We start from the raw sequence: 21,255 nt of genomic DNA on the forward strand, positions 1-21,255 counted from the left end.
TTAGATTACCAACCTCCACCTGAGCCAGTAGAGGGAGCGCTAGCGACATCTTTTTTATTATTTAGGGGTAAATAATGTTTTTCGCCTTGATAAGGTTCTGGTTTTAAAAAAGGTTCATTTTCATTGCTAAACTTTCGAACTACTTTATGGCCTCTTATAACAATTTCTATCTCAAAAGTAAAAATCATACCAGAGAAACCTACTTCAGGCTGATAGTAGATGCCTTTTTCATCACTGTCCATTTTTATTTTTGCAGCAAAATAAGCATCAAGCTTACCTGCTGCATGTAACTCTAATATTGGTTCTTTGGCATAAGATTCCGATTTTATGGAAGCGTGGATAGTCATCTCAATTTTGATTTGCAATTTAGCTCCTAAATCAAGAGATCCCCCTTTAACGATGCCAGTAAGGCTGTTGAATTCTATTGCATTAAAGTCAAAATTTAAACTTCCGGTAAATTTTGCCTCTAATTTTATTCCTCCATTTGCTGCAGATAGCACACCCTCTAGTGACCCAACGAATGCAGCTACCACAGGGTTCATCTTACTCACTAGACCCAACAAATCAAGTGTAAATTCTGCTCCAATAAGAGGATCTGCTTTAAAATTTAGTTTGCCTACAGTTGCTACTTTGGCAGCATTTATGCCTGTTCCTTTTTCTAAATACCAATCTATATTAGCATTTAAGGAAGGAGATTGTATTTCAAACATAAAAGGGGTTTTTGATAAAGTAACTCCTTTTGGAATCCCTCCTAAAGTGTTTTTTACTTTATCTGCCATTTCTTTATATTTAATAAAGACATTAAGAACAGTTCTTATTTTTTTTGCAAACTCACCGCTAAGCTCAAACGACTGACCTCCCCATTTCCCTTCAAGTTTTAGCTCAAACTTGGTTAACATTTCTGGGCTATTGGCCACTCTTTTTGCTTCTTTTCCTGCACCAACAGCCTTAGATTGTGCCTTTCTTTTATCTCTAATTATTTCAGCTACTTTTGGGTCTTTTGGATTTTTTCTACTGTATTCTGGTAAATTACCGTGCGTATAAGCAAAGGGATGCTCCCAATTGTAAGATAGTTGTAAATTCCACTTAATATCCGAATAAACCATCGCCTTAATAGTAGGATTTGACTCATTGGCAAAATAACGGCATGAATGGATATGTATGTCGTATTCATTGGCAAGCACTTTTGGCCAGATGTATTGTATAGGAGCATTATTCCACCATGCTAGGTTAGATCTTATAGGAAAATCTAATTTACTAGTAACCTGATCAATAGCTTTAGGATATTCTGTCGAATTTATTTTGATATTTTTTTTGTGTTTGCCTTTTTCTCTAAAACAGGCTTTGTTTTGATATTCTGTAATGTCTATTGTAATATTCTTGTCTTTACTAGGGGCAATAGTTTCATAAATGATAGTTTGGGCATCATGTCCGTAATAATCAAAAGCAATAACTACAGAACGATTCTGTTTGTATTCTTTTTCGTCTCTGTATTTTAGATTGTCTCGACCTTGTTTGTCGTCAGTAGGATTTACTTCTCCGCGACCAATAGATATAATTCTACTAGCCTCTAAACCACCATCTACAAATGCTTTTTTTACGGCATCGCTTCGTTGTTGCGATAACTTTTGGTTGTATTGTTCTTTTCCTATTACACAGGCATGACCATCAATTTTGATACTTGAGAATTGATGTTCTAATAAAAATTGTAAAGTATTGTTAAGTATTGTTTTAGCTTCCGGTGTGATGTCATATTTCTCAAATTCAAATAGAATTGTCTTTTTGAGAGGTTCTTTTTTAGGAGTCTTATTTACTAGTTTTTTACCATTATCAAAAACAAGTGCATTAATTTTGGTGGTTTTGCCGTCTTCTTTTTTGTCTTCAATAATAGTAATCGTTTCGAACTTACAGGGCTCAAATCGTGCTGCATTTTTGTCTGGTTCTCCAGTTTTTAGAGGAGATAAGTTTGTTGGAGGTTTTGTTTCCTGAGAAACAATTTTTTTATTAATTTTTAAGAAACGAGCATGTCCTGTTTCGTTTTTAGCATTAGAAATATATAGTTTATGTGCAGGATCAAAAACTTTTACATAAAACTCTTCTGTTTCTTTTATACCCTTGAGTTTACCAAACCATACAAATGTATTTTTTATGGCTAGATTTATCTCTCCATCAATTACATCGACGCTTGTGTATCTGTATAACGGAGTTTTTGATTCTTCAGATTTTCTAAAAACATCAACACTCAAATTTAAATTTCCGTTAAGTCCTTCAGTTTTTAAATTTAGGTGGACTGTTTCTCCATACTTGAATAAGTGTTCTTTTCGAACATCTTTTCCATCGTTTGTAGTAGACCATTTGCTGCTTACTATTTTTGGAGTACAATAACCACTAATCAATAAACCAGTTTTATTTATGGTATCTCTTTTACCAGAAAGACTTGCTTCAAGATAATATTCAAATGGACCACATAAGTTTTTAGGAAGCTTAATACCATATTGATTATTTGACGGTAATGTTTTTTGTAAAACTATGGTCTTTGCTTTCTGATCCTGAAAAATCCATGTTAAAGTCTTTTTCTTATCCGCTTCAGTGGTTGCATCGTACCATTTTTCTACTTCAAAAAACACATGTTGATCTGGAGCTATCACTACTTTTTTATTCGGTGTAGATAAATTGCTTTTAACAATTCCTACCCCGCTCCATTTTATTTTTTTAACACCTTTTACCATTTTGAAATATTTTTAATAAATTAAATATCGCTTATCCCCTCATGTTTCGCTTCTTTGGCATACATGTCCCTAATATCTACCATGGGGTTGATAAGGTTGTGTACCATTGGGTCGGTATTTTTAACATTTTGTTCTCCGGGTTCTGCTGTTTGTCCGTGATCTGTAATTTCGATACAATCAGGTGCGCCCATGGGGCAGGTTGCTTTACTGTTCTCTAAAAGTATTTTTCCCTGATTACTCAAGGTTACTTTTTCATAAAATCCGCTCCATTTTGTTATTTGTGCCTGACACGGCAAAAAACTATTTCCTGCAGGTTGTTTTTTGCATTTGCCAAAGGTGTTTTTTTCTAAAGTCTGACCAATTTCTTTGGTAGTAGCAATAAGTTTTTCAGATCCTTCTTTGTCGTTTCCAAAATGTTTGGTTTGCGATTTAACCTTAATTTTATCTGTTTTAGACGGGTCTTCGCTAAACTTGCATTTGCAAGTCGCGCCTTGTACTACAAAATGTTTTTCGCTCATAGTTTGGGTTGTTTAAAATTGCCACCACTTTTTTTTGGGTGTGATTACATCAAAAAATAATTCTGGTTTTGGCTTGGTATTCATTTCTTCTTTGTCATTTAAATTAGAAATCGTAACCGTATATTTTTGTGGTGTATCTAATGCTAAAGTACAGCTGATAAAAATGGCTTCGGGCATGTGTTTTAAAGGATTCAAAAAATACTTGGCACGATAATCACCTGCCACTTTTTGCTCTGAATATTCTTTTACAGGTAAATTTAATTCTCTTTCAAAATCGGTTTTACTGCGTTCGTCGTTAAGTTTTCCGTTAATATTAAGTACAAGAAAATTATCGATATCAAAATGATCGTCTAATTTTTGATTGACGGTATAATTTAAATGATCGCTTTTTGCCATTAATGGAAAATCAATTTCTTTTTGAATGGATAAAGAAGAAGGATATTCAATATGAATTTGGTTAAAAAAAGCATTCAGAAACCAGTCTTTAGATAACGAAATATAAAGTGTGTCGCTGTTTTCTAAATTTTTGTCGTAGATGGCAAAATATTTTTCTACCTTATTACCTTTATAATATTTGCTAATTTCTTTTTTTGCAGCAGTCCATCGTTCCTCAATTTGAGCAAAATTATTTATATAAACCCATTTTCCGGTTTCATCAACCACAACCAGTAAAGGATATAGTGCAGCAGCAGCTTTTTCGGCAATTTCTGTTACCATTGTGTTGGTTACAGTATCATTAATGTAGGTTGGACCAACTCGGTCTACTTCAAAAAAGTAAAAATTATTTTCGCTTCTTGCTTTCCACTTTACGTTGATTTGTTGCTTTATAGTCGTTGTTACGTCACCATTTTCTATGGTATATAAAACGCTGTATGTATTGTTGATTTGTGCATTCGTTAGCGAAAGAGAAAAAGGACCATCACCTTGATGTATTTTTTTCCTGTCCTTTTCTTTTTCATCATCGGTAAGTTCGACTTGTACAGGAGGTAAGATTACATATTCAAGATGATACGGAAAATCAGCCTCAATTAAATCTTTTATAGAGGGACAAAACTTATTGTGATAGGTTCGAAGAAGGGTAGGCTCAATGCCCAAATTTTGAGCAACATTAATTAATGTGTCTCCTTTTTTTATTTTATAGGTTGTATAGTCTTCATAAGAAGGCTCTGGCACGTAAAGCATTGTTCTAAATATCAAAGCATCAAATATATGTTTTTTCGCTCAATTATTTAGTGTTAAGGTAAAAAAAAGACTATCAATAGTGATAGTCTTTTTTGAATATGTTGAGTGAAAAATAATATTACCAGAATTTAACATATAAAGCGATGACAATCAGTAAAATTATTACACTCAAAACGGTGGTTTGTGGTTTTACGGCAAACATTCCAGGTTCAGACTCAAAAGCTTTAGGATTGATTTTTGGTCCCGCAAAACTTATTGCCACCATTGTCAAAGTTGTAAACAAGAAGGATAATCCCATACAGATATGAAACGGAATTTCGTAAGTGCCTTTTCCGTTAGGATACGCTGTATATAAAAGAGTTTCGTTGCCAAATAAGATTGGGGCATATTCATTGAAGATAACAGACAAAACAAATCCTAAAATTACACCCACAATTGCTGCGGCTCCCGTAGTTCTTTTCCAGAACATTCCGAGAATAAACATGGCAAAAACTCCAGGACTAATAAATCCCGTATATTTTTGAATATAAGTAAATCCTCCCACGCCTCCAATTCCCAGAATATCATTCCATGTAAATAGTACCGCCAAAAGCATTGCGGCAAAAACCGCAATTCTGCCAATATTTACCTGTTGTTTTTCGCCAGCTTCTTTCTGGATGTATTTTTTATGAATATCTAAAGTATAAATAGTCGAGATGCTGTTTACTTTGCCCGCAAGCGAAGCCACAATTGCTGCGGTCAATGCTGCAACCGAAAGTCCTTTTAATCCTGTTGGCAGGAAAGTCAGAACAGCAGAATAAGCACCGTCTTTTCCTCCAACAAGTTGAGGTAAATGACCATTTTGATACAAAACATAAGCGGCAATACCCGGCAGCATTACGATAAGCGGCATTAATAATTTTAGAACACCTGCAAACAAAATACCGGTACGCGCGGTTTGCAGATCAGCACCAAGTGCTCTTTGCGTAATATATTGGTTGCATCCCCAATAATTTAGGTTGATGATCCAGATACCGGCGAGGTAAGACATGAGGCCGGGAAAAGTCAGATACTTATCGATATCAAGTTGGGATGAATTTGCATTTGGTTTTGGGATAATCATTTTAAAATGCTCCGGAGCTTCTCTCATTAATACTTTAAAACCTGCGATGGCATTTTCGCCAACACCAAAATATTGTCCAACAGTTGTTAATGCGATATACGATGTTACTAAGCCTCCAATGATCAAAACAGCTACCTGAATCACATCGGTATAAGCAACTACTTTCATTCCTCCTAAAGAAATAAATAGTGCAAACAGGGCCAATCCTAACATGATAACATGCAGGTATTCTCCGCCTGCAAGACCATTAATGGCTACGGCTCCTAAATATAAAATAGAGGTCAGGTTGACAAAAACATACAAAAACAACCAAAAAACAGCCATGATTAGGGCAGTCGATTCGTTGTAACGTGTTTTTAAGAATTGGGGCATTGTGTAAATCTTATTCTTAAGATAAACAGGAATAAACCAAATAGCTACTATGATCAAAGCCACGGCGGCCAGCCATTCGTAAGCAGCTACGGCGATTCCTAAAAAGAAACCTTCGCCACTCATACCAATGAATTGTTCGGCAGAAATATTGGAAGCAATTAAGGAAGCTCCAATGGCCCACCAGGTCAAATTTCCTTCTGCCAAAAAGTAGGCTTTGGCATCTTGTTCGTCTTTTTTACGCTTGTGATAAACTGTAAAACCGTAGGCAGAAACTACGATAAAATAAATAATAAATACCGCATAATCTGCGAATGCTAGACTTTGGTTCATGGTTAAATAGTATTTGTAAAGTTAATAGCTACTATTTTTATTTTCGGCTTTTTACTATTACTAATGAGATTATAAAATCTTAGTTTTAATAATTAAAACTGAATAAAAATAGTAGATGCGTTTTATTTCATTTGTTTTTTTACGAAATGTAAAATTCAAATGTAAAATAAAAAATTATATATCTATTAAAAAACAAATGTATTTTTTACGTTTATTTAACTGTTTAATGTTAAATTTAAGATTGAAACCTAGTTTTTATTTTAAAATCTTATTTTTTCCCTAATTTATAATGCACATCTGATTGCTCTCTTAAGACCTCAGCACTTTTTTCTGCAGTAATGTCTCGTTGAGCTTCAGCAAGCATTTCGTAGCCAACCATAAACTTTTTTATGGTAGAAGAACGTAATAAAGGTGGGTAAAAATGCATGTGAAAATGCCATTCAGGATGTTCTCCTCCATCTGTTGGTGCTTGATGAATTCCAGAAGAATACGGAAAAGAAGTTTTAAAGAGATTATCGTATTTTATCGTTAATTGTCTTAGAATAATAGCATAGGCAGTTACTTCTGCGGCAGTAAAATCGGTTATTTTTACAACATGTCTTTTGCTGATAATCATCGTTTCGTACGGCCAGATAGCCCAGAATGGTACTAATGCTACAAAATGATCGTTTTCGATTACAATTCGGTCTCCTTTTTTTAGCTCATCTCTAAGATAATCCTGCAAAAGAGTCGTTTTGTTTTTATCATAATATGATTTTAAGCAGTGCTGTGTTTTCTCGATTTGGGTTGGTAGCGAAGATTGCGCCCAGATTTGCCCATGAGGATGCGGATTGCTGCAGCCCATTATGTTCCCTTTATTCTCAAAAATCTGAACATAATTGATATATTTTATCGCGCCAAGTTCATTGTATTCTTTCTGCCAAGTGCGAATAATATTTTCGATTCCTTCTAGCGACATTTCTGGTATGGTAAGATCATGTCTTGGCGAAAAGCAAACTACTTTTGAAATTCCTCTTTCTGGTTTGGCTTTAAAAAAGGTTTGTTTGATATCGTCTTCGTACATGATATCATCTTGTTTGAGGGCTGCAAAGTCATTATCAAAAACAAAAGTGTTTTCGTATTTCGGATTGCTCTCTCCATTTGCTCTTTCATTTCCGGGACATAAGTAGCAGTTGGCGTCGTGTTTTGGAAAAGTTTGTGTTAAAATAGTTTCGTTTTGTCCTTGCCAAGGTCTTTTAGCACGATGGGGCGAAACCAAGACCCATTCATTAATTAAAGGATTATAACGTCTGTGAGGATCTTCGTTAATGTCAAAGTTTTTCATTTTAGTTTTTAGTGGTATTAAGTTGTGTTCCGTTTGAGATTTTTATATCGTAAAATTTTAAATTTATCCCAAATGTATTTAAATAATGAAATGAAAACTTATTTTTTACATCATTTTCATGACCTTTTTTAATAAAATTAATTGTGCAGCCACCAAAACCTCCTCCCATCATACGAGAGCCTATTATCGAATTGTCTTCTTTTGCAGTATCTACAAGCATATCCAGCTCATTACAACTCACTTCGTATTCTTTAGAGAGACCCTCATGTGTCTCAAAAAGCAATTGTCCTAAAAGTTTTATATTTCCTTTGTCGAGAGCCTCGCAAGCTTTGATAACACGACTAATTTCTTTTATAACATAGTGTATTCTTTTAAAAATTGTTGTAGTCATTTCGTCCTTAATACTCAAAAGTTGATCCTCGCTGCAATCTCTAAAACTTTTTATTTCTGGAAAATGTTTTTTGATGATCGACAACCCTTCTTCGCATTCATTGCGTCTTGTGTTGTACTCAGAAGTAAAAAGCGAATGTTTTACATTACTATCAAATAAAACCACCGAATAATCTTGAAAATCTGCATTATGATATTCAAATTCTAAGGTATTACAGTCTAGTTTGATTACTTTATTTTCAAGACCGTGTACGCTCGAAAACTGATCCATGATGCCGCAATTTATACCCACCCAATGTTCTGCTTTTTGTCCTAATATTGCAATGTCTTTTTTTTCTATGGTAAGATCAAAAAGTTCTTTAATGCCAAAAATCATCCCACATTCTAAGGCTGCTGATGAAGATAAACCAGAACCAATCGGGATGTTGCTACTAAAAACACAGTTGAAACCTTCAAACAAAAAACCATTGCCCTGTAATTGTTTGATCACACCCAAAATATAATTGGTCCACACGACATCGCTCAGCAAGATTTCTTTGGTGAGATCTACTTCAAACTCTTCGTTTAAATCGATTGCAATAATTCTCGATTTTGTTGTATTATTTTTTTCAAAAGCAAAACAAATCACTTTGTCAATGGCTGCCGGCAAGACATAACCATCATTATAATCGATATGTTCTCCTATAATATTGATTCTGCCCGGAGAAAGCACCAGTTTTTCAGGAGTAGAACCAAAAGCTTTTTCAAAAAATGCAGTTGTAGTTTGTATTAAAGTAGTATTCATGATGGTAAAATGAACGATAGTAGGTTGTTAATTTTTTAATTCAATTTTAGATTATAATCTTTTTACAGATTCAAGGCAAAATTGTTTAGTAATTTTTCTTCGTATTTTTCTTTGTTGAAAGTATATAAAAAAGAACCTTTTCGAGATGATTGCATGTCTTTTTCATCGAGTTTATTCAAAATCCCCATCGAATTTATTTTACTGATAAAGTTTCTTTTGTCTAATTCTTTGCTCAAAATCGATTCGTATAATTCCAGTAATTGGCGCATCGTAAATTTTTCCGGTAACAATTCAAAACCAATTGGTTTTATCGATGTTTTGTAGCGTAGTCTGCCTATCGCGTACTCTAACATTTTATTATGGTCAAAAATCAGGCTTGGCGCATCGGCTATTTTAAACCATTGGGCATGATAGTTTTCTATCAACTGGGCATTGTGATTTTCGATATTAATCAAAGCATAATACGAAACCGAAATCGTTCTTTCAAAAGGATCGCGATCGATCTCACTGTATGTGTAGAGCTGCTCCATATAAATAGTATGCAACCCTGTATAAGTAGTCAGGATTCTGGCAGCAGCATGATCTAAAACTTCATCATTTTTCAAAAAACCGCCAATGAGCGACCATTCTCCTTTTTGAGGCTCAAAATCTCTTTTTATCAAAAGTATTTTTAGACCCTCATGGTCAAACCCAAAAATGATGCAATCAACTGCTAATAAAACTTTATCTGTCGCACTGTAATTATTTAGCATATTTCTAATTATTAAGGTAAATATAGGGACTTCCTGACTTGTTTTATCATTTTGTAAGGTGGTTTTTACACCTATTCAAAATTATCTGGAAGTAAAACACAAAGTCACAGAGAATTTGATTCACACTTTGACTATTATTCAGTTCTAAAAAAGATTTGGTTTTCAAAATTATTACAAATTTGTAAAACTCACATTCTATAAACACGATTTCTTTCTTTAACCAATAGGTGATAAATGCATTTTTTTCTGCTTTGAATAAAAATTTCTGTCAAAAATCATTCAAACGTACGAAAAATTATCATCAGAAAAGTAGTATTTATTTGGAGGCGTATTGTTTGTGTTTTCTAACTAATAATCCTGCAATAAACGCCATAATGAATAAGTGCCATAACAAAAATTTACTTTTTGTACAACCTAATGAACTGTTTTACAGTATATTTTTTACAAGTGTTTTTTACACACTTAAAAAAATATTGTTATATTTGTTTGTAGTAAGAAAATTGAATTTAGGATGAAAAATTATGTTATCGGATTAGATTACGGGACAGATTCTGTTAGAGCTATGTTGATTGATACAGAAAACGGACAGGAATTGGCTTCAAGTGTTTCGCATTACAAGAGATGGAAAAACAGGCAATACTGTGACGCAGCGATCAATCAATTTCGCCAGCATCCTGTGGATCATATAGAAGGTTTAGAAAGTACCGTTAAAACCGTTATAAAAGAGAGTAAAATAGATCCTGCGCAAGTACGTGGAATTTGTATTGATACTACTGGATCTTCGCCAGTACCCGTTACAAAAGAAGGAATTCCATTGGCTCTTACAAAAGGTTTTGAAGAAAATCCCAATGCAATGATGGTGCTGTGGAAAGATCACACTGCGATAAATGAAGCAAACGAAATTAACGAATTGGCAGTAAGCTGGGAAGGTGAAAATGTTACAAAATATGTGGGCGGAATTTACTCTTCAGAATGGTTTTGGGCAAAAATTTTACACATTGCCCGAGCAGATGAAGCCGTCAGAAACGCAGCCCACACTTGGATGGAACATTGCGATTTAATGACGTATTTATTAATTGAAGATAAAGATCTAAAATCATTCAAAAGAAGCCGTTGCGCTGCTGGTCATAAAGCGATGTGGCACGAAGACTGGAAAGGCTTGCCCCCTGTAGATTTTTTACAAAAATTGCATCCTTATTTGGCAACACTTCGAGGCAATTTATATGATGAAACCCATACATCCGACCAAGTTGCAGGAAAATTGAGCCAAGAATGGGCAGATCGTTTAGGACTTACGACCGATACTGTTGTCGCTGTTGGAACATTTGATGCACACTCGGGAGCAGTTGGGGCAAAGATTGGAGAAAACACTTTAGTTCGTGTAATGGGAACATCAACCTGCGATATTCTGGTAGGTTCTAAAGAAGAAATAGGCGCCAAAACTGTACGCGGAATTTGTGGTCAGGTTGACGGTTCGGTAATTCCGGGGTATATTGGTTTAGAAGCAGGACAATCTGCTTTTGGTGATTTATTGGCCTGGTACAAAGAATTATTATTATGGCCAACAGATCATTTATTAACAGCTTCGACTGTTTTGAATGACGCTCAAAAAGAACAATTAAGAGAAGAATTTAGTGATCAGTTACTTGTCAAATTAACAAAGGAAGCAGAGAAAATTCCAACTTCAGAAAGTCTTCCTATTGCTTTAGACTGGATCAACGGAAGAAGAACTCCGGATGCCAATCAGGAATTAAAAAGTGCTATTTCAAATCTATCGTTAGGAACAAAAGCGCCACATATTTTTAAAGCTTTAGTAAATGCGATTTGCTTTGGAGCGAAAAAAATCGTCGATCGTTTTGAAGAAGAAGGTGTAAAAATCGACAGCGTTATCGGAATTGGCGGTGTTGCCCGAAAATCTCCGTTTATCATGCAGACACTAGCAAATGTCCTGAATAAGCCAATCAAAATTGCTGCTTCAGATCAGACACCGGCTTTAGGAGCGGCTATTTACGCGGCAGTTGCAGCAGGAATTTATTCAAATGTCATCGAAGCCAGCCAAAAAATGGGAAGTGATTTTGACGGAGAATATTTTCCTCAATTAGACAAAGTAGCAGCGTATAATAAATTACTGATTGCTTACGATCAATTAAGTGCTTTTGAAGATCCAACTATTAAAATTACAAAGCATGAGTTCTCTTTATAAAAATTTAAAACAAGAATGTTACGAAGCCAATATGCAGCTAAATGCATTGCATCTTGTCGTTTATACTTTCGGAAATGTAAGTGCTGTGGACAGGGAAAATGGCGTTTTTGCGATTAAACCAAGCGGTGTGCCTTACGAAGATTTAACGCCAGAAGATATTGTGATTGTCGATTTTGATAATAACGTTATTGAAGGGACTTTGCGTCCTTCATCAGATACTAAAACGCATGCTTATTTATATAAAAATTGGCCCAATATAGGCGGTGTTGCACATACACATGCAACATATTCGGTAGCGTGGGCACAGTCACAGCGTGATATTCCGATTTTTGGCACGACGCACGCCGATCATTTAACTTCGGATATTCCGTGCGCACCGCCAATGGCAGATTCGCTTATTGAAGGCAATTACGAACACAACACTGGAATTCAGATTTTGGATTGCTTCAAAGAAAAAAATCTTTCGTACGAAGAAGTAGAAATGATTTTAATAGGAAATCACGGCCCGTTTGCCTGGGGCAAAAATGCTGCAAAAGCAGTTTATAACAGTAAAGTGCTGGAGGTTGTGGCAGAAATGGCGTATCTGACGTTGCAAATAAACCCTAATACGCCCAGATTGAAAGATTCCCTGATAAAAAAACACTACAACCGTAAACACGGAAAAGATTCGTATTACGGACAGTAAATTAGATAAAAGAAAATAGAGTAAAGAATATAGATTTTCGACGGTTTCAAAATCTGAAACAAAATAAACAAAAGAATATGATAGATATCTCTCAAAAAGAAGTTTGGTTTGTGGTAGGAAGCCAAGAATTATACGGTGAAGAAACCTTGCGAAAAGTGGCCGAGCATTCGCAGATAATTGCAAAAGGATTAGACGGAGCATCGGAGATTCCGGTAAAAGTGGTGTACAAAGACACTTTAAAATCAGCTCAACAGATTACCAGTTTATGTTTAGAAGCCAATTCGGCCAAAAATTGCATCGGAATTATTGCCTGGATGCATACTTTTTCGCCGGCAAAAATGTGGATTGGCGGATTGAGTATTTTAAAGAAACCATTATGCCATTTACACACACAATACAACGCTGAAATTCCGTGGGGAACGATCGATATGGATTTTATGAATCTGAATCAATCGGCTCACGGAGATCGCGAGTTTGGTTTTATCATGTCCAGAATGCGTAAAAAGCGTAAAGTGGTCGTGGGTCATTGGGAAGATCCCCGAGTTTTAAATAAGTTGGGTGTTTGGACAAGAGTAGCTTTGGGTTGGGATGAACTTCAGAACCTAAAAGTAGCCCGTATTGGTGACAATATGCGTGAAGTTGCCGTTACAGAAGGCGACAAAGTCGAAGCTCAAATACGTTTTGGAGTTTCGGTAAACGGATACGATTCATCGGATGTAACCAAATATATTGAGAAAGTTTCAGCTAAAGAATTGAATGATTTACTGGCCGTTTATGAGTCTTCTTATACGTTAACCGATGCTCTAAAAGAAGGCGGAGCGCAAAGAAATTCTTTAGCGGAAGCAGCAAAAATAGAACTAGGGTTACGCGCTTTTCTTAAAGAAGGAGGTTTTGGAGCCTTTACAGATACCTTTGAAAATCTGGGTGCCTGGAAACAATTACCCGGAATTGCAACACAAAGATTAATGGCAGATGGTTATGGTTTTGGTGGCGAAGGCGATTGGAAAACCGCCGCAATGGTGAGAGTTTTAAAAGTAATGAATGTGGGTCTTGAAGGAGGAACTTCTTTTATGGAAGATTATACGTATCACTTTACACCTCAAAAAGCGTATGTTTTAGGTTCTCACATGTTAGAAATTTGTCCTTCTATTGCCGACGGAAAACCTTCTTGCGAAGTACATCCGTTAGGAATTGGAGGAAAAGAAGATCCTGCAAGATTAGTGTTTAATGCTCCGGCAGGGGAGGCTATTAATGTGTCGCTGATTGATATGGGAAATCGTTTCCGTTTGATTGTAAACGAAGTTGAAGCTGTAAAACCAATGGCTGACTTACCTAAGTTGCCAGTTGCGAGGGTGTTGTGGGATTGTAAACCAAATTTGGATATTGCGGCAACCGCCTGGATTCTAGCTGGAGGAGCACACCATACTGTATATAGTCAGGCTGTAACTACAGAATATATGGAAGATTTTGCAGATATTGCGGGTATAGAATTACTGGTTATTGACGAAAAAACAACGGTTAGAGAATTTAAAGATAAATTAAATGCTAATGAAGCTTATTATCATTTGTTTCAACATGGACTTTAATTTTTAAGGACAAAGGCTCAAAGTGGCAAAGGTTTTTATTTTGAATTAAAATGTGCTACTTTTAATATTTACATCTCACATTTTACATCTCACAACATTAAAAAAAATATTTATGAATGTATTAAAACGTTATATTCTTAGAATAAGCTTGTTGAGTCTAGCGATAATTTCTGTTCAATGCAAAAGCGATAAAAAAATGGATAATACCACAATTTCTTCAGATAAAAAAACAACCGTTACAATTGAAAAATCTTCTTATGGAACCACTTCAAAAGGAGAAAAAATAGAGAGCTATAAGCTGAAAAATCAAAACGGGATGGAGGTAGATATCATCACTTTTGGGGGAATTATCACCGATTTGAAAGTGCCGAACAAAGAAGGTATTTCAGAAAATGTAGTAATCGGATTTAATTCTTTGCAACAATATGAGAAAGAAAATCCGTTTTTTGGAGCTTTGATCGGGCGATTTGGAAATAGAATTGCGAAAGGTAAATTTTCGCTTGACGGAAAAGAATATTCTTTGGCTATCAATAATGCGCCAAATGCTTTGCACGGAGGGCCAGAAGGGTTTCACAGAGTAGTTTGGAAAGCGGTTGAAGCAAAATCGGGCGCTACGGCTTCTCTTAAATTATCGTATTTGGCTAAAGACGGAGAAGAAGGTTATCCTGGAAATTTGCAGGTTTTTGTGACTTATACTTTAAATAATAATAACGAATTGCAGGTGCATTATGAAGCAACAACCGACAAAAAAACGGTTGTAAATTTGACGCAACACTCGTATTTCAATTTATCGGCAGATTTTTCTAAAACAATTCTGGATCACGAAATAACTTTAAATGCAGATAAAATAGTTCCGGTTGATGTTACGCTTATTCCGACAGGAAAATTAGAAGATGTTGCCAATACACCTTTTGATTTTAGAAAACCAAAATTGGTAGGAAAAGAAATCGGATTCAAAAATGAGCAGTTAGAAAGAGGCAAAGGATATGATCATTGTTGGGTGCTGAACAATTCTACAAAAGGGAAAACCGTTATCGCAAAAGCCTATCACGCAGCAAGCGGAAGAATTTTGGAAGTTACCACAGATGAACCTGGAATTCAGTTTTACTCAGGCAATTTTCTTGACGGAACGTTGCCTATGCGCAACCAAGGAACGTATGCGTACAGAACGGGTTTTTGTTTAGAAACCCAACATTTTCCAGATGCTCCTAACCAAAAAGATTTTCCAACAACGGTTTTAAACCCGGGAGAAAAATACAATACTACGACTACTTTTAAGTTTTCTGTAAAAAAATAATTTTTTAAAATTTGTTTAATAATTAGTTTTGTTCTCTGAAAAACCTCGAATTCATTTGCTTTCGAGGTTTTTTTATTGGATAAAATTACCTGGGAAAAGAGGTAATTTTGCTCATTTTTGTCATTTCGACGAAGGAGAAATCTCCGCAAGTAACTCGACAAAGATTGACACTTTCTGTGTAGAATTTCTAGTGAAGATTTCTCCTTCGTCGAAATGACACTATTGTGCCTAAACTTTGCGACTTCGCGACTTTGCAAGATGAATTTATTTTACAGCTTTATAAAAGTCTTAAATTAGCGAAAGCAAAACAAAATATAAAAATGAAGCATCTATTTAAAGCAGAAGCAAATTGGACTTCGAATCAAAATTCAGCAGATTCCACAAAAAGATTTTATAATAAAAGTCATCAAATTAAGATCGAAGGCAAACGAGTTTTAGATGTTTCTGCAGCGAAAGCTTTCAAGGGCGATCCAGAATTGTATAATCCCGAAGATTTGCTGTTGAGCAGTTTGGTTTCCTGCCACATGATGTCGTATTTATACGTCTGTTCTCAAAACGCTATAGAAGTTCTCGAATATTCAGACCACGCAGAAGCAATGCTTGAAGTTTTGGAAGATGGAAGCGGTCGTTTTGTTGAGGTAAAATTAAATCCGAAAGTCACTATTGCCTCTGCCGATCAGATCGAGTTAGCAAACGAACTGCATAAAAAAGCAAACCAATTGTGTTTTATTGCTAATTCTTGCAATTTCCCTGTTTTGCATGAGGCGAGTTGTGAATTGATTTAACACCTTTAAAATATTATAACGTACAGAAAAGCGTACATTTGTAAAAACAGTAATTATGAAAACAGTAAGTGTAACGGAGTTTAGAGGAAATATTAAAAAATATCTTGACATTGCTGAATCTGAAAAATTAGTAATACATAGAAGCAAGGGAAAATCTTTTGTGGTCATTCCATTAAATGAAGAGGACGATGATACATTATTAAATAATGCTCAAAAAGCGGCTATTGATGAAGCATTAGAAGATGTTGCAAATGGAAGAGTACAATCTCATAAAGACGTTACCGAAGAAACAAAACAGCGTTTTCCTAATTTATTCAATAGGTGATTTGTGGTAGAAATAATCTGGACAGAGATCGCTAAGATTGATTATTGGATAAATATTGAATATTTAGAAAGGGAGTGGACATTGCAAGACGTTTATAATTTTATGGACAAAACAGATGATTTAATTGATCTCTTAACAAAGCAAAATCTGATATTTAAACCTACAAAATATAAAGAAGTCTATTATGTTCCAATAACAAAACAGATAACATTATATTATAAAGTTAGCAAAAACCATAAAATTGAACTTTTGAGATTTTGGAATACGTATCAAAATCCTAAAAAATTAAAACTCTAAAAACCAAAAAAACCTCTTCATTTCTGAAGAGGTTTTAAGTACCCGGAGCCGGAGTCGAACCGGCACGGTTTCCCACAGGTGTTTGAGACCAGCGCGTCTACCAATTCCGCCATCCGGGCTTAGCAGACGAAAAAATAATCAAAAATTCAATTATTTTAACGCAATAGAATAAGTAATTATGATGTCATAACTGTGCTTATTCCTTTAACACGGTGCAAATGTAAAAAATAAAATTAAATGTGCTACTAAAAATACTTAAAATTTTCCTTTCAGTGTCCAATAAATTTTCTAAATTTGCACCTCGTTAAAACGAAGCACACACAACTAACTACACCCGAGGCGAATACAGCAAATTTGGCTAATAAAAAAAATAAAGCCGAATTGTATGGAGCGCATCGGAATAAAAACAACAAACTATAATGTCGCACCTAGAACCAGAAGCTAAAATTTTTGCTTGTTCAAAAAGTGTTTATCTAGCAGAAAAAATTGCAGAGCAATACGGAATTCCGTTAGGAAAAGTAACGATGTCAACGTACAGTGATGGAGAGTTTCAGCCATCGTACGAAGAATCAATAAGAGGATTACGCGTTTTTATCGTGTGTTCTACTTTTCCAACTGCAGATAATTTGATGGAATTGTTGCTCATGATTGATGCTGCAAAACGTGCATCAGCAAGACATATTACGGCTGTTATGCCTTATTTTGGTTGGGCAAGACAGGACAGAAAAGACAAACCAAGAGTTCCGATTGGAGCAAAATTAGTAGCTAATTTATTAGATGCTGCCGGAGCAACAAGAGTGATGACAATGGATTTGCACGCAGATCAAATTCAGGGGTTTTTCGAGAAACCAGTAGATCATTTATTTGCATCTACCATCTTTTTGCCTTACGTAGAAAGTTTAAAATTAGACAATTTGACCATTGCCTCTCCAGATATGGGAGGTTCAAAAAGAGCTTATGCGTACTCTAAGTTTTTAGAATCAGATGTAGTAATCTGTTACAAACAAAGAAAAGCAGCCAACGTTATCGACACCATGGAATTGATAGGTGAAGTAAAAGGTCGTAACGTAATATTGGTAGATGATATGATCGATACCGGCGGAACATTAGCAAAAGCGGCCGATTTAATGATCGAAAAAGGAGCATTGAGCGTAAGAGCAATTTGTACACACGCCATTTTATCTGGTGATGCTTACGAAAAAATAGAAAACTCAAAATTAAGTGAGTTAATCGTAACCGATTCTATTCCGTTGAAGAAAGAATCAAATAAGATAAAAGTTGTGAGTTGTGCACCACTTTTTGCCGAAGTTATGCACATGGTGCACCACAACAATTCCATCAGTGGAAAATTTATAATGTAGTCATTGCGAGGAACGAAGCAATCTCACTACAATAAGAATTAGAATATTTATTAATAACTATATTTTTTTACAATGAAATCGATTACAATTAAAGGATCAGAAAGAGAAAGCGTGGGCAAAGTGTCAACTAAAGCCTTACGTAATGCTGGACAGGTTCCTTGCGTATTATACGGAGGAAATCAAGCAGTACACTTCTCAGCAGACGCTGCAGCGTTCAAAAACTTGGTTTATACTCCAAACGCACACACAGTTGTGATTGAGCTTGGAAAAGGAAAATCATTCAATGCAATTTTGCAAGACATTCAAGTACACCCAGTATCTGACAGAATTTTACACATTGACTTCTTTCAATTATTTGATGACAAAGAAATCACTATGGAAGTTCCTGTAAAAGTTGTTGGTACATCAAAAGGTGTTCTTGCAGGTGGTGTTTTACGTCTTAACACTCGTAAACTTAAAGTAAAAGCGTTACCTAAAAATCTTCCTGATTTTGTTGAGGCTGACATTACTCCACTAGAAATGGGTAACAAATTATACGTTACTAAAGTGGGTACTCCAGATTACAAAGTAATGCACCCAGAGAACACAGTTGTTGCTCAGGTAAGAATCTCTCGTGCTGCTATGAAAGCTGCTCAAGAAGCTGCAAAAGCTGCAAAAGCTCCTGCAAAAGGAAAGAAAAAATAATTTTTTTCAAATTTCAATACCAAAGCATCAATCGAAAGATTGGTGCTTTTTTGTTTTAACGGTTCTGAGTTGCTAAGATGCTAAGGTTTTAAGCGAACTTTGCGTAAAATGCGCGCTTTGCGGTTAAGATCAGATTTTCTAATTTTTCAGGAGCAGAAACTTGAAGGTTTTTCAAGACCTAAAGTTCCTGCTATCATTCCAATCTTTTTTATTGAAAAAACAATAAAAAAGGATTTTCCCTTCTATCAGGGCTAGCCAGAAGTTTAGTTTTTTATAAGACTCTAAGCCGATAAGAAGCTAAGATTCTAAAGAAAAAGACTTTGCGCAATCTCTGTCATCCAGAGGAACAAGGATCTCCGCAAGTTGCTCGACAATCTAAATAAAAATTCTTTCAGAACTTTAAATTCGCTTAGTCTGGCAAAATTGAAGGGTAAAAAATAAACCAACCAATTGCCACATTCTCTAATTAATCTTACTTTTGCACACATGATAAAATGGATCGAAAAACTGTTTTCATCAACACCAAAAGAAGGGAACACAGACAATATGAAAAAATATTTAATCGTAGGTTTAGGCAATATAGGAGCCGAATACGTTAATACAAGACACAACATCGGATTTAAAGTCCTCGATTTTTTAGCCAAAAAAGAAAGCCTTTCTTTCGAAACTGCAAAATTAGGAGCGATGGCCGAATATAAATTCAAAGGCAGAACTTTTTTCCTGCTAAAGCCCAATACCTACATGAACCTCAGTGGTAAAGCGGTAAAATACTGGATGGACAAAGAAAACATTCCGTTAGAGAATATTTTGGTCATTACAGACGATCTAAATCTTTCTTTCGGAACCATCCGAATCAAACCAAAAGGCAGCGACGGAGGCCATAACGGACTTAAAAACATCAATTTAGTTTTAAATACGCAACAATATACTCGTTTTAGGTTTGGCATCAGCGATCAGTTCAAAAAAGGTCAGCAAGTCGATTATGTTTTGGGCGATTGGGATGAGGAAGAAAAAGCTAAATTACCGGAACGCCTGGAAGTCGCATCAGAAATTATCAAATCTTTTGGCACGGCTGGACTAGAAAACACCATGACTACTTTTAACGGAAAATAGCGATTTACAGCTATTTAACTGATAAAAAAGCAAATTATCAAAGAATTTAATTCAATTATAACAAAATACTATTTCTTATTCCAAAGTTAAATGATTAAATTTGGGATAAATTATTATAAATCATAAAATCACAAATATCATGGCTTTTGAATTACCACAATTACCTTATGCATATGATGCATTAGAACCACATATTGATGCTCGTACAATGGAAATTCACCATTCAAAACATCATAATGCATACACAACAAATTTAAATGCTGCCATTGCAGGAACAGATTTAGAAGGAAAAACAATCGAGAATATTTTAATTAATTTGGATAAAGCTAATGCTGCCGTTCGTAACAATGGTGGAGGTTTTTACAATCACAATTTGTTCTGGACAGTAATGGCTCCAGATGGAGGTGGGTTGCCAACAGGTGATTTATTGACTGCAATCGAGTCTTCTTTTGGAACTTTTGAAGAGTTTAAAGCGAAATTTGCTAAAGCAGGTGCTACACAATTTGGTTCAGGATGGGCTTGGTTATGTGTGCACAAAGGTGGAAAATTAGACGTTTGCGGAACTCCAAATCAAGACAATCCATTGATGCCGGAAGTAGGATGTGGCGGAACTCCAATTTTAGGAATGGATGTTTGGGAGCACGCTTATTATTTAAATTACCAAAACAGAAGACCTGATTATATCGAAGCTTTCTTCAATGTAATCAACTGGACAGAAGTAGCGAGAAGATTTGCTTTAGAAAAATAATCTTCTTTAAAATACATAAAAACCCGATTGATTCGAAAAGAATTAATCGGGTTTTTTATTTGATTGTCTCGCCCTGAAAAAGGTTGACTATAATTGAGCTAATTATGTCGACAGAAAGAAAAGATTTAAAAAAGCCATTACTTTTCCGTATTCGTTTACCAGATTGTAAAAAAATAAAAAGTTGTCTGAATTTTTGATGTATTAAAAAAAGAAGTTTTATTAATACTACAGGAAGGCTCTGGAAAAATTAGCTGACTTTATTCCAATAAAAAAGGCGAATTTCTTCGCCTTTTTTGCCCCAAATCTACCATAAACTTAACCTACTAATGTTATGGTTTGGTAAATGTATACTAGTGTGTTTTTTATTCCAAATATATTAGATTAACTACCAATAAAATCGACAAAACACGTAATTTCTTACTTTGAAAAGTATTTACATGACTTTATTCCAATAAAAAAGGCGAAATTTCTTTCGCCTTTTTTGCCCCAAATCTACCATATACTTAACCTACTAATGTTATGGTTTAGTAAAAGTATAGTAGTTATTTCTTTGTTTCAAATATTTCTGTTGAATAACCCATAAAATCGATAAAATGCGTAATTTCTTATTTTTAAGGTTTTTTTGACTTTATTCCAATAAAAAAGGTGGAATTGCTTCCACCCTTTTTGCCCCAAATCTACCATAAAC

17 protein-coding genes and 1 tRNA gene are annotated in these 21,255 nt (G+C 35.1%); 10 read left to right on the forward strand and 8 right to left on the reverse strand.

Annotation, left to right across the window (positions count from 1 at the left end; translation table 11 throughout):
• Positions 1 to 5: 5 nt before the first annotated feature.
• The 7 genes from LNP22_RS05665 to LNP22_RS05695 all read right to left on the reverse strand — a co-directional run bounded on the left by LNP22_RS05665 (position 6) and on the right by LNP22_RS05695 (position 9,483).
• On the reverse strand, positions 6 to 2,729 hold the full coding sequence (locus LNP22_RS05665) for an OmpA family protein (protein WP_229975716.1): 2,724 nt from the start codon (positions 2,727 to 2,729) through the stop codon (positions 6 to 8).
• 20 nt (positions 2,730 to 2,749) lie between these two features.
• Complete coding sequence (locus tag LNP22_RS05670) at positions 2,750 to 3,247, reverse strand: DUF4280 domain-containing protein (RefSeq protein WP_229975717.1); 498 nt, start codon at positions 3,245 to 3,247, stop codon at positions 2,750 to 2,752.
• A gap of 12 nt (positions 3,248 to 3,259) precedes the next feature.
• On the reverse strand, positions 3,260 to 4,429 hold the full coding sequence (locus tag LNP22_RS05675; RefSeq protein WP_229975718.1) for a hypothetical protein: 1,170 nt from the start codon (positions 4,427 to 4,429) through the stop codon (positions 3,260 to 3,262).
• A gap of 118 nt (positions 4,430 to 4,547) precedes the next feature.
• Positions 4,548 to 6,233: a sodium/sugar symporter gene (locus LNP22_RS05680; RefSeq protein ID WP_229975719.1), complete on the reverse strand. Its 1,686-nt coding sequence runs from the start codon at positions 6,231 to 6,233 to the stop codon at positions 4,548 to 4,550.
• A 268-nt stretch (positions 6,234 to 6,501) separates the two neighbouring features.
• A complete protein-coding gene (locus LNP22_RS05685) occupies positions 6,502 to 7,557 on the reverse strand; it encodes a UDP-glucose--hexose-1-phosphate uridylyltransferase (protein ID WP_210665387.1) in 1,056 nt (351 codons plus the stop codon).
• A gap of 1 nt (position 7,558) precedes the next feature.
• Entirely contained in the window at positions 7,559 to 8,731 is a 1,173-nt protein-coding gene (galK, locus tag LNP22_RS05690; RefSeq protein ID WP_229975720.1) for a galactokinase, read from the reverse strand.
• A 62-nt stretch (positions 8,732 to 8,793) separates the two neighbouring features.
• Positions 8,794 to 9,483: an NUDIX hydrolase gene (locus LNP22_RS05695; RefSeq protein ID WP_210665389.1), complete on the reverse strand. Its 690-nt coding sequence runs from the start codon at positions 9,481 to 9,483 to the stop codon at positions 8,794 to 8,796.
• Positions 9,484 to 9,994: 511 nt separating this feature from the next.
• On the opposite strand from LNP22_RS05695, the gene LNP22_RS05700 reads away from it, so the two are divergent.
• From LNP22_RS05700 to LNP22_RS05725, 6 genes are all read left to right on the forward strand, one after another.
• Positions 9,995 to 11,686 carry a ribulokinase gene (locus tag LNP22_RS05700; RefSeq protein WP_229975721.1) on the forward strand — a complete coding sequence of 564 codons (1,692 nt, stop codon included), beginning with the start codon at positions 9,995 to 9,997 and terminating at the stop codon, positions 11,684 to 11,686.
• Positions 11,670 to 12,371: an L-ribulose-5-phosphate 4-epimerase gene (locus tag LNP22_RS05705; RefSeq protein WP_229975722.1), complete on the forward strand. Its 702-nt coding sequence runs from the start codon at positions 11,670 to 11,672 to the stop codon at positions 12,369 to 12,371. Before LNP22_RS05700 ends, LNP22_RS05705 begins: the two co-directional genes overlap by 17 nt.
• 77 nt (positions 12,372 to 12,448) lie before the next feature.
• Complete coding sequence (araA, locus tag LNP22_RS05710) at positions 12,449 to 13,957, forward strand: L-arabinose isomerase (protein ID WP_229975723.1); 1,509 nt, start codon at positions 12,449 to 12,451, stop codon at positions 13,955 to 13,957.
• 112 nt (positions 13,958 to 14,069) lie between these two features.
• Positions 14,070 to 15,254 (forward strand): aldose epimerase family protein, encoded by a 1,185-nt coding sequence (locus LNP22_RS05715; protein WP_229975724.1) that lies wholly within the window; start codon positions 14,070 to 14,072, stop codon positions 15,252 to 15,254.
• A gap of 320 nt (positions 15,255 to 15,574) precedes the next feature.
• The gene (locus LNP22_RS05720) at positions 15,575 to 16,039 is read left to right on the forward strand and encodes an OsmC family protein (protein ID WP_229975725.1); all 465 of its coding nucleotides are present in this window, start codon (positions 15,575 to 15,577) and stop codon (positions 16,037 to 16,039) included.
• Between the two features lie 55 nt (positions 16,040 to 16,094).
• On the forward strand, positions 16,095 to 16,364 hold the full coding sequence (locus tag LNP22_RS05725; RefSeq protein WP_229975726.1) for a type II toxin-antitoxin system Phd/YefM family antitoxin: 270 nt from the start codon (positions 16,095 to 16,097) through the stop codon (positions 16,362 to 16,364).
• A gap of 336 nt (positions 16,365 to 16,700) precedes the next feature.
• On the opposite strand, the gene LNP22_RS05730 is transcribed toward LNP22_RS05725, so the two are convergent.
• Positions 16,701 to 16,780, reverse strand: a tRNA-Leu gene (locus LNP22_RS05730).
• 300 nt (positions 16,781 to 17,080) lie between these two features.
• Between LNP22_RS05730 and LNP22_RS05735 the strand changes: the two genes are divergently transcribed.
• From LNP22_RS05735 to LNP22_RS05750, 4 genes are all read left to right on the forward strand, one after another.
• Entirely contained in the window at positions 17,081 to 18,022 is a 942-nt protein-coding gene (locus tag LNP22_RS05735) for a ribose-phosphate pyrophosphokinase (RefSeq protein ID WP_229975727.1), read from the forward strand.
• Positions 18,023 to 18,094: 72 nt separating this feature from the next.
• Positions 18,095 to 18,706 (forward strand): 50S ribosomal protein L25/general stress protein Ctc, encoded by a 612-nt coding sequence (locus LNP22_RS05740; protein ID WP_210665397.1) that lies wholly within the window; start codon positions 18,095 to 18,097, stop codon positions 18,704 to 18,706.
• A gap of 486 nt (positions 18,707 to 19,192) precedes the next feature.
• A complete protein-coding gene (gene pth, locus LNP22_RS05745) occupies positions 19,193 to 19,819 on the forward strand; it encodes an aminoacyl-tRNA hydrolase (RefSeq protein ID WP_229976358.1) in 627 nt (208 codons plus the stop codon).
• A gap of 139 nt (positions 19,820 to 19,958) precedes the next feature.
• Entirely contained in the window at positions 19,959 to 20,567 is a 609-nt protein-coding gene (locus LNP22_RS05750; RefSeq protein ID WP_210665398.1) for a superoxide dismutase, read from the forward strand.
• Positions 20,568 to 21,255 lie beyond the last annotated feature (688 nt).

Source organism: Flavobacterium flavipigmentatum (genome assembly GCF_020911905.1).
Lineage (GTDB): Bacteria > Bacteroidota > Bacteroidia > Flavobacteriales > Flavobacteriaceae > Flavobacterium > Flavobacterium flavipigmentatum.